This window comes from Agrobacterium sp. GW821-FHT14E08 (genome assembly GCF_058803865.1).
Genome location: NZ_JBXAPJ010000006.1, coordinates 87858 through 109238, shown reverse-complemented (window position 1 = coordinate 109238; position 21381 = coordinate 87858). Strand labels below are relative to the sequence as shown.

The 21381-nt window shown below is 59.6% G+C and carries 19 protein-coding genes; 13 read left to right on the top strand and 6 right to left on the bottom strand.

What is annotated here, in order from left to right; all coding sequences use genetic code 11:
• The first annotated feature begins 14 nt into the window (after positions 1 to 14).
• On the top strand, positions 15 to 740 hold the full coding sequence (locus AC1ROR_RS20300) for an SDR family oxidoreductase (RefSeq protein ID WP_498590514.1): 726 nt from the start codon (positions 15 to 17) through the stop codon (positions 738 to 740).
• Positions 741 to 871: 131 nt separating this feature from the next.
• Here AC1ROR_RS20300 and AC1ROR_RS20295 read toward each other — a convergent pair whose 3' ends face one another.
• The gene (locus AC1ROR_RS20295; RefSeq protein WP_080839645.1) at positions 872 to 1168 is read right to left on the bottom strand and encodes a PRC-barrel domain-containing protein; all 297 of its coding nucleotides are present in this window, start codon (positions 1166 to 1168) and stop codon (positions 872 to 874) included.
• A gap of 248 nt (positions 1169 to 1416) precedes the next feature.
• Between AC1ROR_RS20295 and AC1ROR_RS20290 the strand changes: the two genes are divergently transcribed.
• From AC1ROR_RS20290 to AC1ROR_RS20275, 4 genes are all read left to right on the top strand, one after another.
• The gene (locus AC1ROR_RS20290) at positions 1417 to 2256 is read left to right on the top strand and encodes an inositol monophosphatase family protein (protein ID WP_498590513.1); all 840 of its coding nucleotides are present in this window, start codon (positions 1417 to 1419) and stop codon (positions 2254 to 2256) included.
• 53 nt (positions 2257 to 2309) lie between these two features.
• Positions 2310 to 2918: a dual specificity protein phosphatase family protein gene (locus AC1ROR_RS20285; RefSeq protein WP_498590512.1), complete on the top strand. Its 609-nt coding sequence runs from the start codon at positions 2310 to 2312 to the stop codon at positions 2916 to 2918.
• The gene (locus tag AC1ROR_RS20280) at positions 2912 to 4594 is read left to right on the top strand and encodes a metallophosphoesterase family protein (RefSeq protein ID WP_498590511.1); all 1683 of its coding nucleotides are present in this window, start codon (positions 2912 to 2914) and stop codon (positions 4592 to 4594) included. The genes AC1ROR_RS20285 and AC1ROR_RS20280 overlap by 7 nt, the downstream gene beginning before the upstream one ends.
• Positions 4595 to 4691: 97 nt before the next feature.
• The gene (locus tag AC1ROR_RS20275) at positions 4692 to 6335 is read left to right on the top strand and encodes a Na/Pi cotransporter family protein (protein ID WP_498590510.1); all 1644 of its coding nucleotides are present in this window, start codon (positions 4692 to 4694) and stop codon (positions 6333 to 6335) included.
• Positions 6336 to 6376: 41 nt separating this feature from the next.
• On the opposite strand, the gene AC1ROR_RS20270 is transcribed toward AC1ROR_RS20275, so the two are convergent.
• Positions 6377 to 7363 carry a LacI family DNA-binding transcriptional regulator gene (locus tag AC1ROR_RS20270; protein ID WP_216331913.1) on the bottom strand — a complete coding sequence of 329 codons (987 nt, stop codon included), beginning with the start codon at positions 7361 to 7363 and terminating at the stop codon, positions 6377 to 6379.
• A 518-nt stretch (positions 7364 to 7881) separates the two neighbouring features.
• On the opposite strand from AC1ROR_RS20270, the gene AC1ROR_RS20265 reads away from it, so the two are divergent.
• From AC1ROR_RS20265 to AC1ROR_RS20235, 7 genes are all read left to right on the top strand, one after another.
• Complete coding sequence (locus AC1ROR_RS20265) at positions 7882 to 9735, top strand: ABC transporter permease (protein ID WP_035226898.1); 1854 nt, start codon at positions 7882 to 7884, stop codon at positions 9733 to 9735.
• Entirely contained in the window at positions 9735 to 10868 is a 1134-nt protein-coding gene (locus tag AC1ROR_RS20260) for an ABC transporter ATP-binding protein (RefSeq protein WP_142171470.1), read from the top strand. Before AC1ROR_RS20265 ends, AC1ROR_RS20260 begins: the two co-directional genes overlap by 1 nt.
• A gap of 44 nt (positions 10869 to 10912) precedes the next feature.
• A complete protein-coding gene (locus AC1ROR_RS20255) occupies positions 10913 to 12040 on the top strand; it encodes an ABC transporter substrate-binding protein (protein WP_498590509.1) in 1128 nt (375 codons plus the stop codon).
• 60 nt (positions 12041 to 12100) lie between these two features.
• A complete protein-coding gene (locus AC1ROR_RS20250) occupies positions 12101 to 13201 on the top strand; it encodes an ABC transporter substrate-binding protein (RefSeq protein ID WP_498590630.1) in 1101 nt (366 codons plus the stop codon).
• A 73-nt stretch (positions 13202 to 13274) separates the two neighbouring features.
• Positions 13275 to 14363, top strand: coding sequence for an ABC transporter substrate-binding protein (locus AC1ROR_RS20245; RefSeq protein ID WP_498590629.1), 1089 nt, complete (start codon positions 13275 to 13277; stop codon positions 14361 to 14363).
• A 59-nt stretch (positions 14364 to 14422) separates the two neighbouring features.
• The gene (locus AC1ROR_RS20240; protein WP_498590508.1) at positions 14423 to 15340 is read left to right on the top strand and encodes an inositol monophosphatase family protein; all 918 of its coding nucleotides are present in this window, start codon (positions 14423 to 14425) and stop codon (positions 15338 to 15340) included.
• Between the two features lie 49 nt (positions 15341 to 15389).
• Positions 15390 to 16016 (top strand): dual specificity protein phosphatase family protein, encoded by a 627-nt coding sequence (locus tag AC1ROR_RS20235; protein WP_498590507.1) that lies wholly within the window; start codon positions 15390 to 15392, stop codon positions 16014 to 16016.
• Between the two features lie 226 nt (positions 16017 to 16242).
• Here AC1ROR_RS20235 and AC1ROR_RS20230 read toward each other — a convergent pair whose 3' ends face one another.
• The 4 genes from AC1ROR_RS20230 to AC1ROR_RS20215 form a co-directional block, all read right to left on the bottom strand.
• Entirely contained in the window at positions 16243 to 17799 is a 1557-nt protein-coding gene (locus AC1ROR_RS20230; protein ID WP_035226915.1) for a TerC family protein, read from the bottom strand.
• A 378-nt stretch (positions 17800 to 18177) separates the two neighbouring features.
• The gene (locus AC1ROR_RS20225) at positions 18178 to 19194 is read right to left on the bottom strand and encodes a DUF1402 family protein (protein ID WP_498590506.1); all 1017 of its coding nucleotides are present in this window, start codon (positions 19192 to 19194) and stop codon (positions 18178 to 18180) included.
• 131 nt (positions 19195 to 19325) lie between these two features.
• A complete protein-coding gene (locus tag AC1ROR_RS20220) occupies positions 19326 to 20204 on the bottom strand; it encodes a hypothetical protein (RefSeq protein ID WP_498590505.1) in 879 nt (292 codons plus the stop codon).
• Complete coding sequence (locus AC1ROR_RS20215; RefSeq protein WP_142171461.1) at positions 20201 to 20383, bottom strand: hypothetical protein; 183 nt, start codon at positions 20381 to 20383, stop codon at positions 20201 to 20203. The genes AC1ROR_RS20220 and AC1ROR_RS20215 overlap by 4 nt, the downstream gene beginning before the upstream one ends.
• A 35-nt stretch (positions 20384 to 20418) precedes the next feature.
• Here AC1ROR_RS20215 and lhpI point away from each other — a divergent pair, with 35 nt between their 5' ends.
• The gene (gene lhpI / locus AC1ROR_RS20210; RefSeq protein WP_498590504.1) at positions 20419 to 21381 is read left to right on the top strand and encodes a bifunctional Delta(1)-pyrroline-2-carboxylate/Delta(1)-piperideine-2-carboxylate reductase; all 963 of its coding nucleotides are present in this window, start codon (positions 20419 to 20421) and stop codon (positions 21379 to 21381) included.

Sequence of the window (21381 nt, the reverse complement as noted above, 5' to 3'; positions counted from 1 at the left end):
ATAACGAGGATTCCATGCAGTTTTCCGGAAAGTCCGTCATCATCACCGGCGCAGGAAAGGGTATCGGGCGCGCCTGCGCTCTCCTGATGGCCGCGCGCGGCGCGGAAGTCGTGGCGATCAGCCGCACGCAGTCCGATCTCGACAGCCTGAAAAGCGAAATCGGCGGCCGTTCGATCCGCGTCGATCTCGCCGATGTGGCCGCAACGCGGGCGGCCATGATCGAGGCGGGGCCGTGCGATTTCCTGATCAACAGCGCCGGCATCAACGTGCTCGAAAGCGTGCTCGATATGAGCGATGAAGGCTATGAGGCCGTATTGGGCATCAACCTGCGCGCCGCTCTCGTCACCTGCCAGGAATTTGCCCGTGCCCGCGTTGCGAAGGGCGGCGGCGGTGCGATCGTCAACATCACCTCCATTGCCGGTCACCGTGGTTTTCAGGATCACCTCTGCTATGCGGCGTCGAAGGCCGGACTTGAAGGTGCGACCCGGGTTCTCGCCAAGGAACTCGGTCCGCATGGCATTCGTGTCAACGCTGTCGCGCCAACCGTCACGCTGACGGAACTGGCTGCGGAAGCGTGGAACGATCCGGCCAAGAGCGAACCGATGATGGTTCGCCATCCCTTGAAGCGCTTTGCCGAGGCCGAAGATGTTGCGCAAAGTATCGCGCTGCTTCTGTCGGATGATAGCAGCATGATCTCCGGTGCCGTACTGCCTATCGACGGCGGTTTCCTTGCCGTCTGAAACGGCCACGTCTCGCAAATTTTGCCAATAAAATGCGAAAACCTCTCCCCCTAAATCTTCGGTACGAGGCCGAACGGGGAGAGGCTTGTCGTTATTCTCGGCCCGGCTGTTTGCCGGGCCTTGTCTGAATATTAATGGCGGTGTTCAGGCATGTCCTTGAGCTGGTCCTTGGTCCATGAGGTGACCGCGTGGACATCACCATCCTCGTCCCGCATGAAATCGAGATCGCTGAGCGGTACTGCGACCGGCTTTGCGCCGATACCGAGAAAGCCACCGACATCAATGATCGCGGTGCTGCCAGCGCCGACGCCGTGGACATGATCAACCTTGCCGACCTTGTGGTTATCCGCGCCATAAACAGTCGCGCCTTCCAGAACGGACGAAACCAGTTCGGTTTTGACGAGGCGTACATGATTGGTGTGATCCACTTTTCTTTCTCCTGCTTGGGGTTACAGAACAGGAACTCGTGCATGGCGAAACCGTTCCATCCGCATCGTTCCAAAATGGCATAAGCACCGTCAATCCGGTGTCACCAAACCGGAATAACGTTTCAAAGCGATATTATCTGTTGGGCTTGATTCGATTGAGCCAATTCCCTCAAAAATCGTGCTTGAAAAGATTGAACACGCGTGCAATATGAACGCGTGTTCAATTTTTCTAGAGATGGTTATTTCGCATGGACCTGATGCCCTATCCGGATACGTTGGCAGCCCGTGCCGAACTGTGCCGCAGCATTATTCTTTCCGCAGGCGAACTGGTGCTGAAAGGCTTTGAGGGTGAGGCGACGCGCAGCTTCTCGATGAAGGGTCCGCAGGACTTTCTGACGGTGACGGATGCGGCCTCCGAAGCGCATATTCGCGGTGCGATCTCGGCCTGCTTTCCCAATGACAGTTTTTTCGGCGAGGAGGGTGGTGGTGTAATCGGTGACCGTGTCTGGGTCGTCGATCCCGTGGACGGCACCGCGAATTTCGCCCGTGGCATACCGCATTTTTGCATCTCCATCGCTTATGTTGAAAATGGGCGAACCGAAATCGGCGCGATCTACAATCCCGCGCTCAACGAGCTTTATTTCGCCCGCCGCGGCGAGGGGGCGACACGTAACGGGCAGCCGATCCGGGTTGCGGAAACGCAACGTTTCGATGCTGCATCAATCGAAATGGGCTGGTCGACCCGTATAGCCAATGCCACCTATCTCGATGTCGTCAAGAACCTGCTCGATATGGGCACCAATGTGCGCCGTGCCGGTTCCGGCGCGCTGGCGCTTGCCTATGTGGCCGATGGCCGTTCCGATGCCTATCTCGAATTGCACATGAATTCATGGGATTGTCTTGCGGGACTGTTACTCGTCAGCGAAGCTGGCGGCGATGTCTGCCCTTTCCTGGAGATTGGTAGTCTTGAAGATGGTGGGCCAGTGCTGGCCGCAGCTGGCGGCGTTGCGAGGGGCGTCAGCCAGGCATCGAAGATACCATTGGCAGAGCGGCAGCCTTCGGATCGGCAGCAGGCCCTATCGGCCTGAATTTAGACGGGCACCCGCCCGTGACGGGTGCTTGGTGTATGTGGAGGAATGACATGGATGGACCCGTTTATGCCCGGCCTGCGATCAGCCTGATTGCGGAAGGGCTCGGCCCGCATAACGCTGCGCTTTATATCGGCGGCAGCGATGGTGCGAGCGATCTTGGGCTCCTGCGCCGACACGGCATTACCACCGTCGTTAATTGCGCCGTCAATCTGGATATCAATCTCGTGCAGGCTACGGCGGAAGAGGGCGAGAGGCGCGCCGTGGGTTATGGCGATATCCGCTATTACAAGCTCGGTCTCATCGATGGCGAAGGCAGCCCCGACACCATGATGCTGGGGGCCTACTACATCCTCGACGGTGCGCTTCGCCAGACCATGCCGAAGCGGGAAACCTATCCCTTCCCCGATGGTGGCAATGTGCTCGTCAATTGCCGCAGCGGCCGCAGCCGGTCCGTATCATTGGTCGCGCTCTTCCTGCACAAGCAGCAGCCGCATCTCTATCCCACGCTTGACGATGCACTGGCCGTGATCCGCACGAAGCGGGAATTGCGCCCGGATGAATGGTTCGAGACGCCGAAACCGATGCTCTATGCCGCAGCCCGCCGTGCTTCCGAATGGATTGACATGGTCGAGGGCAGAAAGACTGTTCAATCATGCTGAAACGCACGCTTCCCTCCGTCGCCGTCATTGCCGATGCCCATTTTCATGACACGGCGGCCGATTTCGGTTTCCCCGGCATAGAGATCGGTGGTGAGCGCATCACCATGCGCAGCTGGTCGGATACACGCGAATCCACCCGGGTTTTCAACGAAAGCGCCGATGCGTTGCATGCCGCGCTCGAAGAGGTGCGGCAGCGCGGCATTCGCCACGTGGTGCTGCTTGGCGACTATACCGACGACGGCCAGCGGGCGACCTCCGAGACGCTGAAGGGTATTCTGGAGCACCATCGCGATGCCCATGGCACCGCCTTTTATGCATTGCCCGGAAATCACGATATTTTCGGCCCGCGTGGCCGGCACCATACCAAGGAGTTCCTGACGGAGAACGGCAAATGCCTTTCCGTTTCGAGCGATGCGCGGCGGGCCGGCGACCGGGTCGTGATCAGCGACCGGATGTATTGCGAAGGTTATCCTGCGGGCCTTGAGCCAATGGCGGCCTTCGGTTATTTCCGCCGGCCGGACTACCTGCATTGGGAAACACCCTTCGGGCTTTCCGATGCGGCGGAAGACCGGCTCTACGAGGTGCGCTCGCCCGATGGCCGCAATGTCTACCAGCTGATGGACGCTTCCTATCTGGTGGAACCGGAACCCGGCCTCTGGCTGCTGATGATCGACGCCAATATTTTCGAACCGCTCGACGGCGCTTTCGAGCGGGGTGAAGAAGCGGCCTTTACCGACAGCACCTCCGGCGGCTGGAATGCGCTATTGCGCAGCAAACCCTTCATCATCGACTGGATTGCCGATGTGCGTGAGAGGGCAGAGGCGCTCGGCAAGACCTTGCTCGGTTTCTCCCACTATCCGGCGCTCGATCCCTTCGATGGCGCAAGCGGTGCCGAAAGCGCGCTGTTCGGCGAAACCAATGTCGTCCGCCGCACGCCCCGCAAGGCAGTTGAGGATGCGCTGCTTGAGGCCGGACTCCAGGTCCATTTCAGCGGGCATCTGCATGTGGAAGGCGTGACCCGGCGCGGGGAGGGCGAAACCTCGCTCACCAATATCGCCGTGCCGTCTCTGGTCGCCTTTCCGCCCGCCTTCAAGATTGTGCATCCTTCGCAGCACGAAGTTTCCGTCGAAACGGTGGAAATGGCCGCCCTGCCGATCAACGATCGCATTTGCCGGGGTTATGCGCAGGAAACCGCACTTGCGGGCGAGGACGACGATCCGGCGTTTGCGGCGGGAAATTACGGTGATTTCCTGCTTGGCCATAAGCGCGCGCTGATCAGGCATCGTTATTTCACAAAGGAGTGGCCAGCCGGGATCGTGGCGGCGATTGCGGATAAAACCGTATCGGAGGTCATCGGTCTGCTGGGAGAGCAGAATATTGCCCCGCATGATGCCGTCCTGTCCTCCGGGCTGCCGATGTTCGAGCTGATTGCCGACTGGTATTGCCTGCGTCAGGGCGCGGGCCTGGCGCTTGCGCATATTGAGCCTCAACGGCTTTCCCTTTACCGGGTGCTGGCGGCGCGTTTTGGCCGCGAGCCCGATCATCATGACGGTTCGGTTAAGAGTTTTATCGAAATCTTCTTCGGCGCCCTCGGGCTGTTTCTAGAGCGTGCCGAAGGCGGTTCGCAGCATCTGGAACTGCGTCTCACACCGCAACGTCAATCCATGGCGGTGTGATACGAAGATTTTTTCGCCGCAATCGGCGATGTGAACGGGGCGTCTCAGCGGCCCCTCGGGGAAGAGTGGCGGCAGGCAGGACAGGCGAGGTGATCTAGTGGAATCGGTCGTTGTCAGCATCAATCTGTTCGGTGCGGTGGCCCTGCTGCTTTTCGGCCTTGGGCAGATCAAGGACGGGATGTCCCGTGCTTTCGGCGCTAGGCTTCGCATCGGGCTGGCGGCCGGTACCCGTGGCGGGTTTCGCTCCTTCATCGCCGGCCTCGTGGCGACGATCGCCCTGCAGAGTTCGACTGCCACGGCGCTGATGGTCGCCTCCTTCGTCGAAAAAGACCTCATCGCACCGGCGATGGCGCAGATCGTGCTGCTCGGCGCCAATGTCGGCACCGCGACGACGGCGTGGATTGTCGCACTCGGGCTTGGCTGGTTGTCACCCATGTTGATCCTTGCCGGCGTCATTTTGCTGCGCGGAAAATCGGTGCAGCGACAGGGCGCGGGTGCGGCCCTTGCCGGCGTCGGTCTGATGCTGCTTTCCCTGCATCTTCTCTCGGCGGCCACGGATCCCATCCGGCAGTCGCAGTCGCTTAACCTCTTCATTTCCATGCTTGGCAATGCCTGGCCGGTTGCACTGATCTTTTCGGCGGTACTGGCCGTGCTGGCATCCTCCAGCCTCGCCATCGTCGTTCTCATCCTGTCGCTTGCGGCAAGCGGCGGCATCGAAACGAGCCTCGTCATCGTGCTGGTGCTCGGCGCCAATCTCGGCGGCGCGGTTCCGCCGGTGCTGGCAACGCTGAAGGCGCCGGTTGCGGCGCGCCGGGTGGCGGTCGGCAACCTCATCGTCCGCACGACCGGCTGTGTCGCAGCCCTGCCGCTTGCGGGATATGGCGCGGCACTGCTCGACATGTCGCCTTTCTCGCACGCCAATCTTGCTGTTGATGCGCATCTCATCTTCAACCTCACGGTTGCCGTCATGGCATGGCCGCTATCGCCCCTGCTGCTGCGGGTGACGACCGTGCTGCTGCCGGAAAAAGAGGGAGCCGAAAGCAGCCGCAGCTATCTCGACACGCACGATCTGAACCAGCCGGTTGCGGCTCTTGCCGGGGCGAGCCGCGAAGTGATGCTGGTCGGTGACCTGATCGAGCGCATGCTGCGTCAGGCGAGCGACGCCATGCGCGACAGCGATCTTTCGAAACTCAATGATATCAGCGCGCTGGAAGGCCGGGTCGATCGTATCCAGCATGCTATCAAGGTCTATGTCCTCAAGGTTGGCCGGGATGGATTGTGCCAGAAGGACCAGCGGCGCGCGATGGATATCGTCGAATATGCCATCAATCTGGAGCATATCGGCGACATCATCGAGAAGGGCATCCGCCCGGAAATCGCCAAGAAAATCGATCTCGGTCTCAGCTTCTCCGATGACGGCAAAAGCGAACTGGAGCGTCTTTTCTCCATCACGCTCGACAATATCCGCATGGCGCAATCGGTTTTCGCAACCCGCAATGCCGATCTTGCCCGCCGGCTGGTGGAGGTGAAGGAAGATGTGCGGCGGCTGGAAAAGCAGTCATCGGACCGTCATCTCCAGCGTCTGCGCGATGGCCGGGCCGACAGCATCCAGACAAGCTCCGTGCATCTCGACATGCTGCGCGACCTGAAGCGCATCAATGCCCATATCGCCGCTGTCGCCCATCCAATTCTCGATGAAAGCGGTCTTCTGATCGAAAGCCGGATCAAGCAGGCGGGTTAGAGCAAAATCGCGCAGCAATTTTATGCCCTATGTGCATCTGTCTAACGCGCGGTAATGCGCTCGACCATCGCAACGGGCACGACCTGAAGCCGCGTTTCCGGCTCGTCGCTGTCAAGCGCGGTCAGAACCTTCTCGGTCAGCGCGTCGAAGGATTGGGCAACGGTCGTCAGCTGATAGCTTTTCCAGCCGGCCTGCGGAATGTCGTCGAAACCGACGATCGACACGTCTTCCGGCACCCGGCGGCCCATTTCCAGCCGCGCCGCATCCATGAAGCCGAGCGCGAGCAGGTCGTTCACGCAGAAGGCCCCGTCTATCGTCTTGTCGACCAGCAATTCGCAGCCGGCCTGATAACCGCTGTCATAACTCGTCGACCCGCCCGACCAGGGGACGACCTCGATGCCTTCGATGCTCATGCGCTGGGTGAAAGCGCCAGCGCGGCGCAACTGTGCCGGCGTCTGGCTACCGCTGGAAACGACCGCGACCTTCCTGCATTTTGCCTCCACAAGCCGCGTGGCGGCGAGATCGGCACCGTGGGAATCGTCGCTCAGCACCATGTTCGTATCGGTCCGGTCGAGGAGCCTGTTGATGAGGATGAGACGTACGCCGTTGGCGATGCACTCGTCGACGATCGAGGCCGGCGGTTCGCCGGACAGGACGATAATCGCCTGAGCGCGAAACTCGAAGAGCAGCTCGATCAGCGGCGCGATATCCTTGCGCGCATCCGCCGCGTTCAACAGCAGGCATTGCAGACCGCGACGCAAAAGGCCGATACTGAGCAGATCGAGCTGCTTTGAAATGAATGGCGAGCTGAGATTGGCCCCAACGACCCCGATGAGATTGGAACGGTCATTGTTAAGACCCTGGGCCAGACGGTTGACGCGGTAGCCAAGTTCGTGTGCGGCCTTCAACACCTTGCGCCGGACAGCCTTCGATACGCTGCCGCCGGGGGTGAAAGTGCGCGAGACGGCGGAGCGCGAGACCCCGGCTTTTTTCGCCACTTCTTCGGCGGTCACGAACCCTCGCGTCATTCAACTCCCCCTTGTGAAACCTCATGTCTGATATCACAGGCCATAGGGGATCGACTATTCCAATCGTAATATTTCTGCTGCCAGGCGCTCCTGTGCAGGAACGGTGATCCCTGCTTTTGCCAGCAAATATATCGTCCTCTTCATCATCATTTTGCCGGAAAAGACGATTGTGCACGGGCCGGCGTAAAAATTTGCAAAAATGAATCAATAAAATCATTTAAAAACAATATGATAAACTAATGATCGCGTGTGCATTTTTTCGTTGACAAAATGCCGTTTAGGATCGATCATGCATTCCAAGGTCAGGCATTTTATGGAATTTTCATTCTATATTTTGCTTGCCGGCGATGTTCCCAGGAGGAGCTGGATCATCGTTGCTTGCGGGCCTGATATGCCCGCTGCTGAAGCATTGACACATTGCTCATGTTCGACGCACGCGCCGCCTGTATCGCAGGTTGCGCGCAGGCAGATGCTTGCCCGCGTGTCGGAGTAATGTTGCGGCCATATGGGGAGGAATAATGGCTCTTTTAAGCGAATCAACGAAGGCGGAGGCACTGGGGCGTCCCCCGACGACCGCGCCTTCGGCATGGCAGGCCTGGCGATATCGCCTCAAGGTCGCGCTCAGGGAGCCGACGACGCTCATCGGCGTGCTGACGGCGTTGCTTTTCACCTATCTGATCGTGGTTCCGATCATCTCGATTGTGCTCGATGCCGTCCGCGTCCAGTTCGGTCACGAACGGCGTCTCGGCAAGGATGTCGGTGATCTCACGCTTTATTATCTCGACAGGGCGTTCTTCTCGCCCGTCGCAACGGATCTTTTCTGGCATCCGCTCTTCAACACACTCACCGTTGCTTTGGGGGCGATTGCGCTTTCGCTGGTTATCGGCACGGTGCTTGCCTGGCTTATCAGCCGCACGGATATGTTCGGTCGCCGCTGGTTCGCGACTGCGCTGATCGTGCCCTATATGCTGCCCGCCTGGACCTTCGCTCTTGCCTGGACAACGCTGTTCAAGAACCGCACCGTCGGTGGTCAGCCGGGCTGGTTCGAGGCGATGGGGCTGACACCGCCGGACTGGGTGGCCTATGGGCGCTTCCCGATCACCATCATCCTTGCCCTGCATTACACACCTTTCGTCATCCTGCTGTTCGGTTCGGCACTGCGCCGTTTCGACTCGCAGCTGGAGGATTCGGCCCGCATTCTTGGCGCCCATCGTTACCAGGTGGCTTTACAGGTCATCCTGCCGCTGATGCGCCCGGCGCTGCTCTCTTCCATGGTGCTGATCTTTGCAAAGTGCCTCGGTGAATTCGGCGTACCCTATGTTCTCGGCCTTCCCGTGAAGTTCGAGGTGCTGTCGACATCGCTGTTCCGTAGCATTGCCTCGCGCCAGACCGGTGTTGCCGGTGTCGTTGCGGCCTCGATCATGCTCATCGGCATCATCACGCTGATGATCGATGCCCGCCTCGTTCGCGAAGCCCGGCGTTTCGTGACGATCGGCTCGAAGGGTTCCATGAACCGGCAAAGCCGTCTCGGCAGAATGCGTCTTCCGGCAACGGGCTTTGCGGCCGCCGTCTTCATTCTCAGCGTCGGCCTGCCTTTGCTTACACTCGCTCTCTCGACCGTCATGAAGATGCCGGCCAAATTCACGTTCGACAATTTCACGCTCGACTACTGGATTGGCAGCAATCTCAACACGGTGGCCTTGCAGACCGGCGTTCTTCTGAGCCCCGATCTCTGGGCGGCTGCGAAAAACACGATGATGATCGTCGGTCTTGCCTCGCTCACATCAGGCGTTCTCGGCCTGCTGGTCGGTTACGTCGTCATCCGCACGCCGGTGCGGGCGCTCTCGGTCTATCTGCGTCAGGTCACGTTCCTGCCCTATCTGGTGCCGGGCATCGCCTTTGCCGCCGCCTATCTCTCGCTGTTTGCGGTGCCGCGCGGGCCGATGCCGGCACTCTACGGCACGGTGACGATCCTTATCCTGGCGCTGATTGCCGACCAGATGCCCTATGCTTCACGTGCGGGTATCTCGGCCATGACACAGCTTGGAAAGGACCCGGAAGAGGCGGCGCAGATTGCCGGTGCCGGCTGGTTCCGCCGCATGATCTCGATCGTCATTCCGATCCAGAAGGGATCGCTGGTGACGGGGGTTCTCCTGCCCTTCATCTCGGGCATCAAGGGCCTGAGCCTGTTCGTGATCCTCGCGGTGCCGAGCACGGATGTTCTGACCACCTATTCGCTGCGGCTGGTCGATTACCACTATACGCAGGCCGCCAACGCCGTGGTGCTGATCATCGCTGGCATCGCCTATTTCGGCACCCTTTTGGCCCAGAAGCTGACCCGCACAAATCTTGCAGAAGGACTTGGAAGCTGATGCCTACCATCAACCTGCGCGGGGCGCAGAAGAACTACGGTGTGAATTCCGCAAATGCGGTTTCCGATCTCGATCTCGAAATCCGCGACGGCGAATTCATGTGCCTGCTCGGCCCTTCCGGCTGCGGCAAGACCACGACGCTGCGCATGATCGCGGGCCTTGAAAACCTTTCCGGCGGGGAAATCCGTGTCGGCGACAGGGTGATAGACTCGGTCAACGACGGCATCTTCGTGCCGCCGGAAAAGCGCGAAATGGGCCTCGTCTTCCAGAGCTACGCGCTCTGGCCGCATCTGACCATCGAGCGCAACACGGATTTCGGCCTGCGCCTGCGCAAGCTGCCGAAGGCTGAGCGTGAAGCACGCGTCGAGCGCGTCATGCAGGCGCTAGACATCGCCAAGTACCGCGACCGTTATCCGTCGCAGCTTTCTGGCGGGCAGCAGCAGCGTGTGGCGCTTGCCCGCATGCTTGCCGTCAATCCGGGTGTGCTGCTTCTGGATGAGCCGCTGTCTAACCTCGATGCCCGGCTTCGGCTGGAAATGCGCGCCGAGCTGAAGCGGCTGCATAAGGAGTTCAAGACCACCATCGTTTTCGTGACGCATGACCAGTGGGAAGCCATGACGCTTGCCACGACCATCGCCGTCATGAATGAGGGCACCCTCCAGCAGATGGGCACGCCGAACGATATTTACGATCGGCCGGCCAACCGCTTCGTCGCCGAATTTGTCGGCAGTCCGCCGATCAATATCCTGACCTTCGGCCAGCCTGGGGTGTCCGATATCGCCGACAATGCGGAGGCCTATTTCACAACGCGTTATCCGCAACTGCGCGGCATTGCCTCGATCGGCATGCGGCCGGAGGCGATGGGTTATGCGGCAAGGCGGGAGGATGTGCCGCAGGGCAGCTTCTTTGGAGAAATGACGGTGACGGGCGTGCTTCCGACAGGTGGCAGCTGGATTCTCGAATTGAGGAGCGAGAACCACACGCTGTTCCTGACCACCCATGCCCTGCCGCGCATCGACAGCGGCGACCGCGTGTTTTTCCACGTGCCGCCGGAGGCCCTGCATGTCTTCGACGCCAAGGGGCAGCGGATCACCGAGGCGGACACGGTGCTGAGGAGCAGTTCCTACAACTGAAAACGACGAAAAGACTGACAATCGCTTGCTGAAGGAGGAGCAGTATGAAGCGGAAAATGACGGGCGGCCTTTGCCGTCTCCTGTGTGCAACGGCAATTGCCGCAACGCTTGGCGGCGTGGCGAAGGCGGGGGAGCCTTTCGACCTCAATGCCCTGATCGAGGCTGCCAAAAAGGAAAAGCCGATCACCGTCTATGACAGCACGGGCAAGATCGTGGAAATGGCGAAGAACTTCGCCGCAAAATATGGCGTGGGCGCGGAAGGCGCGAAGGTAAAGGCGTCCGCGCAGCTGGAAATGGTCATTCGCGAGGCGCGGGCCAACAATATTCAGGGTGACGTCTCGATCATCAGCGATGCGCCGGCGGCGATGGCGCAGCTTATTCCGATGGGCTTTGTCGAAAGCTGGCTGCCGCCGGATCTCGCGGGCAATATTCCGCTGGAATATCAGGATCCGCTTACCGTCGTCACCAGCGCCAATGTCTGGGCTTACAATACCGAGCTTTTCGACAAATGCCCGGTTTCCAACATCTGGGAACTGACCGACCCGAAGTGGAAGGGCAAGGTGGCGATGCAGGACCCGCTCGGCAAGGCATCCTATGTCGACTGGTTCAACCAGATGGCAGCGCATGGCGATGGCGAGGTGAAGGCCGCCTATAAGGCGCTTTACGGCAAGGAGCTGGAGACCGCAGAGGCAAGTGCGACGGCGGCCTGGGTCAAGGCGCTGGCCGCCAACGCGCCGCTTCTGACCGATGCCGATGCGGCGGCGGCCGAGGCCGTTGGTACGCCCGGCCAGAAGGAGCCATTCATGGGCCTCATCAGCTCGGCGAAGTTCCGCGACAATGCCGACAAGGGTATGAAACTCGGCCTCTGCAAGGAGCTGAAGCCGTGGATCGGCTGGCTTTATCCGGGCGTCGGCCTGATCACCAAGGGCACCGATAGCCCGAACGCGGCAAAGCTCTTCATTCACTATGTCATGACCGCGGAAGGCATCGCGCCACAGGCGATCGACGGCAAGATGTCCACCAATAAAGACGTGAAACTGCCCGCCGACGAGCCTTCCGGCATCGGCGCCGTGCTTGATCGCGTTCTGCCCTACAGCATGGCCACCAGCCTTGAAGACTGGGATGCACGCGAAACCTGGCAGGACTTCTGGCGCGTGAACTACAAAAAATAACGGGGGAACGACGCAGTGACTATCATGACCAAGAACCGATATGGCGGCGGGCGGCGGCGGATGGCCGCCTCCGCACTCAGCCTCATCTTCTCGCTTTCGCTTGGCGGCGCTGCCCATGCGCAGGACGCCTTCAATCTCGATGCGCTTATCGACGCTGCGAAGAAGGAAAAACCGATCACCGTCTACGCGGTGACCGGCAAGATCGTCGATACCGCGCAGGCCTTCACAGCCAAATATGGCGTGCAGGCGAGCGGCAAGAAAGTGAACGAGGCAACGCAGGTCGAGCTGATGATCCGCGAACATCGCGCCGGCAATGTCGTCGGCGATGTCAGCGTCGCAACGGATGTCGCCTCCGCCATGGGGGAACTCCTGCCGGAAGGCATCGCCACCAGTTGGTCACCGCCGGATATGGAAGGTGATATTCCGCAAAAGCTGCGCGATCCGCTGGTGGTCGTCTCGGATCCGCATGTCTGGACCTACAACACCGAGAAATACGAAAAATGCCCGGTCACCAACATCTGGCAACTGACGGAGCCGCGTTGGAAGGGCAAGCTTGCCATGCTCGATCTTTTCGACAAGCCGCTTTATGCCGACTGGTTCAACCAGATCGAAACCCATCACGATGCCGATGTCGCCAAGGCTTATGAGGACCTTTACGGCAAGAAGCTGGAAACGGGCGAAAAAAGCGCGACGGCGGCCTGGGTGAAGGCCTTTGCCGAAAACGCTCCCCTGTTGACGGATTCGAGCACGGTTGCCGATGCGGCTGGCGCTCCGGGGCAGACCGATCCCTTCTTCGTCATCACCTCGGCGGCGAAATATCGTGACAATGAGGCCAAGGGGCTGAAGCTCGGTCTTTGCAGCGGGGTCAAGCCGTTTTCCGGTTTCCTTTATCCCGGCTTCGGCCTGATTGCCGGGCAAACTAAAAGCCCGAATGCGGCGAAGCTTTTCCTGCATTACCTGATGACGCAAGAGGGCATCGCACCACAGACGGTCGACGGCAAAATCTCCGGCAACACGAAAATCGCCCTGCCGGCGGATGAACCCTCGAAGGTTGCCGATCATCTCGACGAGCTGATGGCTTTCGATGCTGCAACGGCGGCCGACGATCTCGACAAGCGCGAAGGCTGGCAGGATTTCTGGCGCGTGAACTACAAAAAATAACGGCAGGGCGGGCGCGAGCCTGCCTCGCCTTTTCCTTGGGAGGGGAACGATGAGAAGAAGCAGATTTTTACCGATGACGGCGATGGCGACTGTCATTGCAGGCTTATCCGCAATGAGCGCCATGGCCGAAGAAACCTTCGATCTCGATGCGATCTTGGCGGCAGCGAAGCAGGAAAAGCCGATCAATATCTACGACAGCACCGGCAAGATCGTCGAGATGGCGGACAAGTTCAGCGCCAAATACGGGCTGAAGGCGACAGGCGTGAAGGTTTCCGCCAACAGCCAGCTGGAAATGATCATCCGCGAAAGCCAGTCCGGCAACGTGCAGGGCGATGTGGTGCTGATCACCGATGCGCCATCGGCGCTCGCGCAGCTTCTGCCGGCGGGTTTTGTCGAGAATTATCTGCCGGGCGACATGGCCTCGAAGATCCCGGCGCAGTTCCAGAACCCGCTGGCAATCTCCACCAACGCCAATGTCTGGGCCTATAATACGGAAGCCTATGACAAATGCCCGGTGAGCAACATCTGGGAACTGACCGAGCCGAAGTGGAAAGGCAAGGTCGCCATGGTCGACCCCTTGAGCAAGAGCACCTATACGGACTGGTTCAATCAGCTCGAAGCCCATGGCAACGAGAAGGTGGCGGCCGCCTACAAGGCGCATTTCGGCAAGGACATCGAAAAGGACGCAGCCGCAGCCTGGATCAAGGCGCTGGCGCAGAACGGCCCGCTTGCCACCGATGGTGACGACCCCGTGGCGGAAGCCGTCGGTGCGCCCGGCCAGAAGCAACCCTTCTTCGGCCTGCTCAGCTCGGCCAAGTTCCGCGACAATGCCGACAAGGGCTACAAGCTCGGCCTCTGCACCGGTCTCGATCCATGGGTCGGCTGGACCTACATCAAGCTTGGGCTGATCGCGTCGAAGACCAAAAGCCCGAATATGGCGAAGCTTTTCGTCCATTACGTCCTGACGGAAGAGGGCATCGCCCCGCAGATGAAGGACGGCAAGCTGCCGACCAACATCGACATCAAGATGCCGGCTGACGAGCCTTCGGGACTGATGAAGGTTGCCGACAGGCTGATGGGGTATGATTCCGCCACGGGCCTCAACGATTTCGATCGTCGCGAGGAATGGCAGGATGTCTGGCGCGTCAATTACAGGAAATGATCCCGGCTGGCGCGGCCCCTGCCGCGCCGGTCCCTCCTTTGAGAACGAACAGACTGGATATGCCGATGCAAAGCCCTTCTTCGACCGAACAGAAACCTGAAAACGAGGAGGCGCTTTCCCGCTCGGTGCGGCTGATGAAAATAGCCGAGGCGGCGGCGCGTGCCGTGCGCGATCCGCTGCTGGCGGCATTCCGCTCGGACATGGCTGTGGACTACAAGGTCGATCTCCACGATATCGTCACCATTCACGACAAACGCGCCGAAGCCGCGATCCGCGCCGTCATTCTTGAACAGGAGCCCAATTCGGCGATCATGGGCGAAGAGGGCGGCCAGATAGGCAGCGGTGATGTGCAATGGTATGTCGATCCCATCGACGGCACGGCGAATTTCGCACGCGGCCTTGCCTTCTGGTGCGTATCGATTGCCGCCGTCATCGACGGTAAGGCCGTTGCCGGCGTGGTCTATGATCCCGTGGCGGACCAGATGTTTTCCGCCAATCTTGAGGCTTCCTATCTGGACGGAGACAAGCTGCGCTCCCGCAGTGTTGCAGACGAGACCCGGGCGACCTTGATCACCGGTTATCCTGTCTCGCGAGATTTCCGGCTGGATGGGCGGGAAGCGGCGCTTGCCAATTTCGGCGCTCTTGTCGAGACCTTCTCGACATTGCGCCGGCCTGGCAGCGCCGCGCTCAGCATCGCCCATGTTGCGGCGGGCTGGACGGATGCGGCTACCGGTTTCGGCGTTAATGCCTGGGATGTGGCCGCAGCCATCCTCATTCTGAAGAATGCCGGCGGAACCTATGAAGCGCTGACGCTCGGCAAGGTGGCGGAGGGTTCTGCCGATTTTCTCTGCCCCGGTTATATCGCCACGGGCGAGGGGGCGAACTACCCGACATTGCAGCGGGTGGCGCGGTCCATATCCGCAAGCCGCATCGCCAAGGCAGCGATCCGGCAAAGCCAGACGGCTGCCAACGCCTGAACAAGCAAAGACATGACGGCGGCCATATCGGCGCCGATGGAGACATGACATGCCGCAACCGGAAAAGACCCTATCCCGAGAACAGGAAACCGGCGAGTTGCCGAAGCTCAGCCGCATCTATGAGCGACATCCGCTTTATGGCGTCGATCTTTTCATCTCGGGCAAGGAAGGCGCCAGTGATCTCAAGCTTCTGCGTGAGAGCGGCATCACCACCGTCGTCAATTGCGCCGTCAATCTGGACTTCAATTTCGTAGAGCAGCCGCAGATCGTTTCCGATCATGAAGGCAGCATCTATGGGCCCGGCGAAATCCGCTATTACAAGATCGGCCTGATCGACGGCGATGGAAATCCCGATACCCAGATGGTTGCGGCCCATTACATCCTGCGGGCGGCGCTGGAGCAGATCCTGCCCGACAAGCCGTCTTATCCCCGGCGGGAGCGGGGCAACGTGCTGATCAATTGCCGCGGCGGCCGTTCGCGCTCCGTCGCCGTCGTTGCGCTCTTTCTGCACCTGACGCTGCCAGTGGAATTCCCGACGCTCGATGATGCCATCAGCTTTGTTCGCGTGAAGCGCGAATTGCCGGAAAACGAATGGTACAAGGCCCCGAAGCCCGTGCTTGCGGATGCCGCCCGCCGTGCCGCCGGGTGGATTACCATGATCGATGCCGCGCATTGAAGATGGCGGCGACTGCTGATTAGGTTCAGCAGGACTCATGCGTTTGGCAAAGCCGTAGCATCCGCACCCCGTCACCCCGGACTAAATCCGGGGTCCAGTGCGATCAAGTCCTTGATCGCAAAAGACTTGTTTCTCACGACGCAGACGCGTCGTGACTGGATGCCGGGTCAAGCCCGGCATGACGGAAGAGAGATTTTCCTCGATCTGAGTACCGGGTTCCCCCGGCTCACGCCTCATGAAGCGCATTGTTCCACGCCCGGACTTTCTCGATGTTCCTGTCGGAACGGGAAACGATCTCGAATTCAAACCCGTCTCCGGCAACACGCTCACCGACCTCCGGAAGGCGATTGAGACGCCACAGAATGTAGCCCGCGACGGTGGAATAACGGTCGGCATCGTCCACAAGGTCGATGTCGAGAAGGTAGGATGCCCTTCTGACATCGACGGCGCCGTCGATAAGCCAGGAACCGTCTTCGGCCTTTTCCGAAATCAGCAGTTCCTCGCCTTCGTCCGGAAACTCGCCGGCGATCGCCTCGAGAATATCCGTCGGGGTGGTGATCCCCTGAAGCGTGCCATATTCATCGATGATGACGGCCATCTGCAGCGGCGATTTGCGCAGCTGTTCCATGACCTGCAAGGCGGTGGCGCTCTCGTGTACGACAAGCGGCTGCCGCAGAGAGCTTTCGAGGTTCAGTCTTCCGTCCCGCAGAAGATCGCGCAGCAGGTCCTTCGTGGCGGCGACGCCGAGGAAGGAGTCCAGTCTGCCCTGTGCAAGCATCAGACGGGAATGGTCGAGTTCGAGCAGGCGGTTTCTCAGAGTGTCGGGATCGGCATCGACATCCAGCCAGTCTATTTCCGTCCGTGGCGTCATGATCGAAACGACAGGGCGTTCGGCAAGCGTCAGCACGCCGCGGATCATGTCTTTTTCCTCGGATTTGAACAGATCGCTTCGCGCCGCCTGTTCCGCAATCACATCGGCGGTGTCGCCGAGGGGCTGTTCACCGACCCGGCCGCCCAGAAGCCGGAGAATGGCGTCTGAGGTCCGCTCGCGCATGTCGCCGGCGGTGATGCGTTTTTCACGGTTGCGCCTGCCGAGCTGGTTTGCCGCCTCGATCAGCACGGAAAAACCGATGGCCGCATAGAGATAACCCTTGGGCAGGTGGAAACCGAAACCTTCGACGATGAGGCTGAAGCCGATCATCAGGAGAAAACCAAGGCAGAGAATGACCACGGTCGGATGTTTCGACACGAATGTCATCAGCGGTTTCGATGCCGCCATCATCACGGCCATGGCCACGCAGACGGCGGTGATCATCACCCAGAGATTATTGACCATGCCGACGGCGGTGATGACGCTGTCCAGCGAGAAGACGGCATCAAGCACGACGATCTGCACGATGACCTGCCAGAAGACCGCATGGACCACCTTGCCCTGTTTCGGTTTGTGGTCACCCTCCAGCCGCTCGTGCAGTTCCATCGTTCCCTTGGCGAGAAGGAAAGCGCCACCGAGAATGAGGATGAGATCACGTCCGGAGAAGGAGAATTCCGCGATGGTGAAGAGCGGCCTTGTCAGCGTGACGATCCAGGAAATCGAAAACAGCAGCAGGACGCGCATGATAAGCGCCAAGGACAGGCCGATAAGCCGCGCCCTGTGGCGCTGGTGCGGAGGCAGCTTGTCGGCGAGGATCGCAATGAAGACGAGGTTGTCGATGCCGAGAACAACTTCGAGGACGATAAGGGTGACGAGGCCGATCCAGATGTTCGGATCTGCGAGGAATTCCATGGTCAGGGGCCTTTATGGGAACGGGTGCGAACGCGCAAAGCCCCGGACTGAACATCCGAGGCTGAAACCCGTTTCGTTGAGGAAAACAAGAAAGGACGAGGCTGGCTTCGCTTTACGCAAGCCAGCCTCGTTCGGTGTCGACTATCGTCGCTACTGTCGCCTTCGTCAGGCATATCGCGGAATTATCCCACTATCAGTCAATTCTTGTGCAGCCGGAACTAGCAGGTTTTCAGTGGATGGAAAAGTGTTTTTGCATGATTTAGCCGTGTGTCGGCAGGGGATGGCAATCTTTGCGTGCAAAAAAGGTGATATCCGGTGCAAAGATGCCATGTACGGCGCTCTCTATGCGATTGCCGATCATCAAGAAAAACCAGGCGGTTACCGGGTTTTTTCGCCGATATCCGAGGTCGTCCGTCGGTCAATCACCTTGCCATCGAGAATATTCTTCAAAATGTCGAGGCGGTCGTTGATCAGCCATCCATAATAGTTTTCGACCGGCAGACGGTTTTTGGCACCCGCATCCACAGCGGTGCGCAGGCGTTCGGCGCGACGCCGGGGCTGGCCGACATTGTAGAGGGTGGCAGTAATGCCCGGATTGCCGGAAATGTCGAAGCCTTTTTCCCGATAGGCGTCGATCGCGTCCCGCAAAATGGCGGCGATGTAGATGATGCTCCGATCCGGATCCATGACGTCGCGGTAAATATCCGCCGGTTTCTCCGCAGAAAGTTTCGGCAGGCCGCTGGTCCTGTTCACCAGGTCGGTCACCTGCAGGGCCGTCAAGGGGCTGATCTGACCAAGGCCGAAAGTCTGTCCGGCATAGAAAGGCTGGAAGAAGGCCCGCTGGAACGATATTGCCTCATAACTGACCCCCTCGACCACCTTGCCCCGGAAATCTTCGTCCCAGACCGTGTCGCGGCAGCTCCACTGTTCGGACGTGGTGGCGAGTGTTTCGCAGGAACGGAACTCCGGCCGCTCGAGAAACGACTTCAAGGAAACGCCCTGATAGCTGAATTTTATATCGAGTTCCGCATAGGAAATGGCCTTGATGTAATAGGTCTGCAAGCGATCCACGGCCGAAACATTGAAGGTATGTTCGCCGACAATCGCGCCAACGATGTGGATCGGGTCGATGCCGTAAGCAGCCGCGGCCTTCCTGATCTTGCCGAGCAGAGCGGGCTCGCTGTTTAAAAGATCGATCGTCTTGCGGAATTTTTCCTCATAGGTCGTGTAGAACGCCTTTGTCCTGATTGCCGAAGTCCGCGGTATTTCCGGCTGTTCGGCTGAACGGTTTCCGGCGGGCACGACGGTTATCTGTTGCGCCACCACATGGGAAGGAAGGCAGGCCAGTGTCAGGATGACGGCGGCCGCGCGGGTGGTCTTCGCAAACAGGCTCATGCATCGTTCTCTATGGTAGGAATTGCTCTTGCGGCGATGGCTCCTTCATAGGCAGGCGGTCCGCGCATGGCAAGTTTTTGCCGCTCACTTTACCGTTGCCGGCCGCACGGGACCGCCAGATTGCTCCCATGTCACAGCTTGTAATCCCGCACGGTCACGACACCGAACGGATTGAATTTATACTCATCTTCCTCGTACCGGGTATCGTCCGACAATCCGAGGTTACGATCTTTCAGGGCCGTTTCGACGCCGTCGCGTGTCATCTGATCGGCGATATCGTCAATCAGCTTTGCGATCACCAGCTGCTCGGAATTGGTTGAGGGCTTCTGCTCGTCTTTACGGGTGAAGTGCACCTGCACGTCGGGCAATCCGACCAGATGAAAGCCGACGCTTCCCATTCCGTCCGCATCGCCGCCGATGGGACGGCGCGCGAAGGCCAGGCGGCAGGTTCTGGCGAATGCCATCAGATCATCGGAAGCCGCTTCACGGCGCGATTGCTCGAAGAGTTTTTTCCACCGTCGCGCACCATGGGCGACGCCGGCGCTTTCGCCCTTCACCGCAACCGCCCCGTGGTCGAGCATGTGCTGCACGAACATCAAGGCCTTTGCGGATGTCGTCACGGTTGTGTCCGCCGCCATGGATGGACCAAGCACATAAAGAACCGAACCGTGCCCGGCGACGGCGTCCTCGTCAGCCTCCTGATAGGTATCCGGGTGGACACGATCCCAGCAGACATTGAAGGACCGCTCCATCCGGTCGTCCGGCTCATCCTGCGAATAATCCTCGTCGAGACTGAAATCGGCGGCAAAGGTGTCGACGGCGGCGCGAGCGCTCTGCTGAAGTGCCGCCAATCCATTTTCTTCACCGAGAAAACAAAGGACATGGCGTGGCTCATATTCGGAGCGGGATTGGGCAAATGCCGGTTTCTTGCCCGATGCCCTGCCAAGAGAGGGCCTCGTCAGCACCAGACCGCCCAGAAGTGCGAGAACGCCGCGACGCCCTGAATTCATCCTATGTCCCCTTGGTTTCTATCGGCAGGATCAAAAACGTTTTTAACGACATAAACAAGAAGAGCCATCTCGCCTCTGGCCGTCTTTACCAAAAAAGCTTTCGCCACAGCGCCCGGACGCTCCAGCCTATTTTTATCATAGCGAGATTCGGCGTTATAAAGTGCGGCCGCTTGCGCCATTTTGACCTCCGCCAGAAAACCCAGGGGAGGCGCATTTGCTTACGATCAATTCACAGGAAACAGCCGGTCTTTTGCCTTTTGACGGGCTGATCAAGGCGCTTTCCATCGCTTTCGCGGAAGGCTGCGAGATGCCGGTCCGGCATCATCATACAATCGACGTGGCAAATGAGGCTGCCGCGACCCTGTTGCTGATGCCGGCGTGGCATGGCGCACAGCGGTCGTCACGTTATCTGGGGATCAAGATCGTGACTGTTTTTCCCGGAAATGCCGGCAGAAACCTGCCGGGGCTGACGTCGACCTACATGCTTTATGACGCCCAGACCGGTATTCAGCTTGCCACGCTGGATGGCAATGTCATCACCGGCCGCCGGACAGTGGCGGCATCCGCACTCGCGGCGGATTATCTGGCGCGCAGGGATGCCAAACGGCTTCTGGTACTGGGTGCCGGCCGTGTCGCCAGCCTCATTCCGGATGCTTACCGCGCCGTCAGGCCGCTCGATCATGTTGCCGTCTGGGACATAGATCGCGGCAATGCCGAGCGACTGGCGCAGTCGATAGAGGCTTCAGGGCTTGCCGCTTCCGTGGTGGAGGACCTGGAAAAGGGGGTCGCCGAGGCTGATATCGTCAGCGCCGCGACGCTCGCCACCACACCGATCATCAGGGGGGAGTGGCTGCGTCCCGGCACCCATGTCGATCTCATTGGCGGCTTTACGCCCGGCATGCGCGAGGCGGATGACGAGGCCATTCGCCGGGCTTCTGTATTTATCGATACGGAAGAGGCGCTGCACGAGGCTGGCGATCTCGTTCAGCCAATCAAGGCGGGTCTGTTTTCGCAGGAAAACGTCAGGTCGACCCTTGCCGCGCTTTGCAGGGCAAATCGTTTCGCCCGCAGTTCCGACACGGAAATTACGCTTTATAAGGCTGTTGGAACGGCGCTTGCCGATCTTGCCGCCGCAACCATGGTTTATGAAGCTGCGGCTTCAAATGCAGAAAGGTGA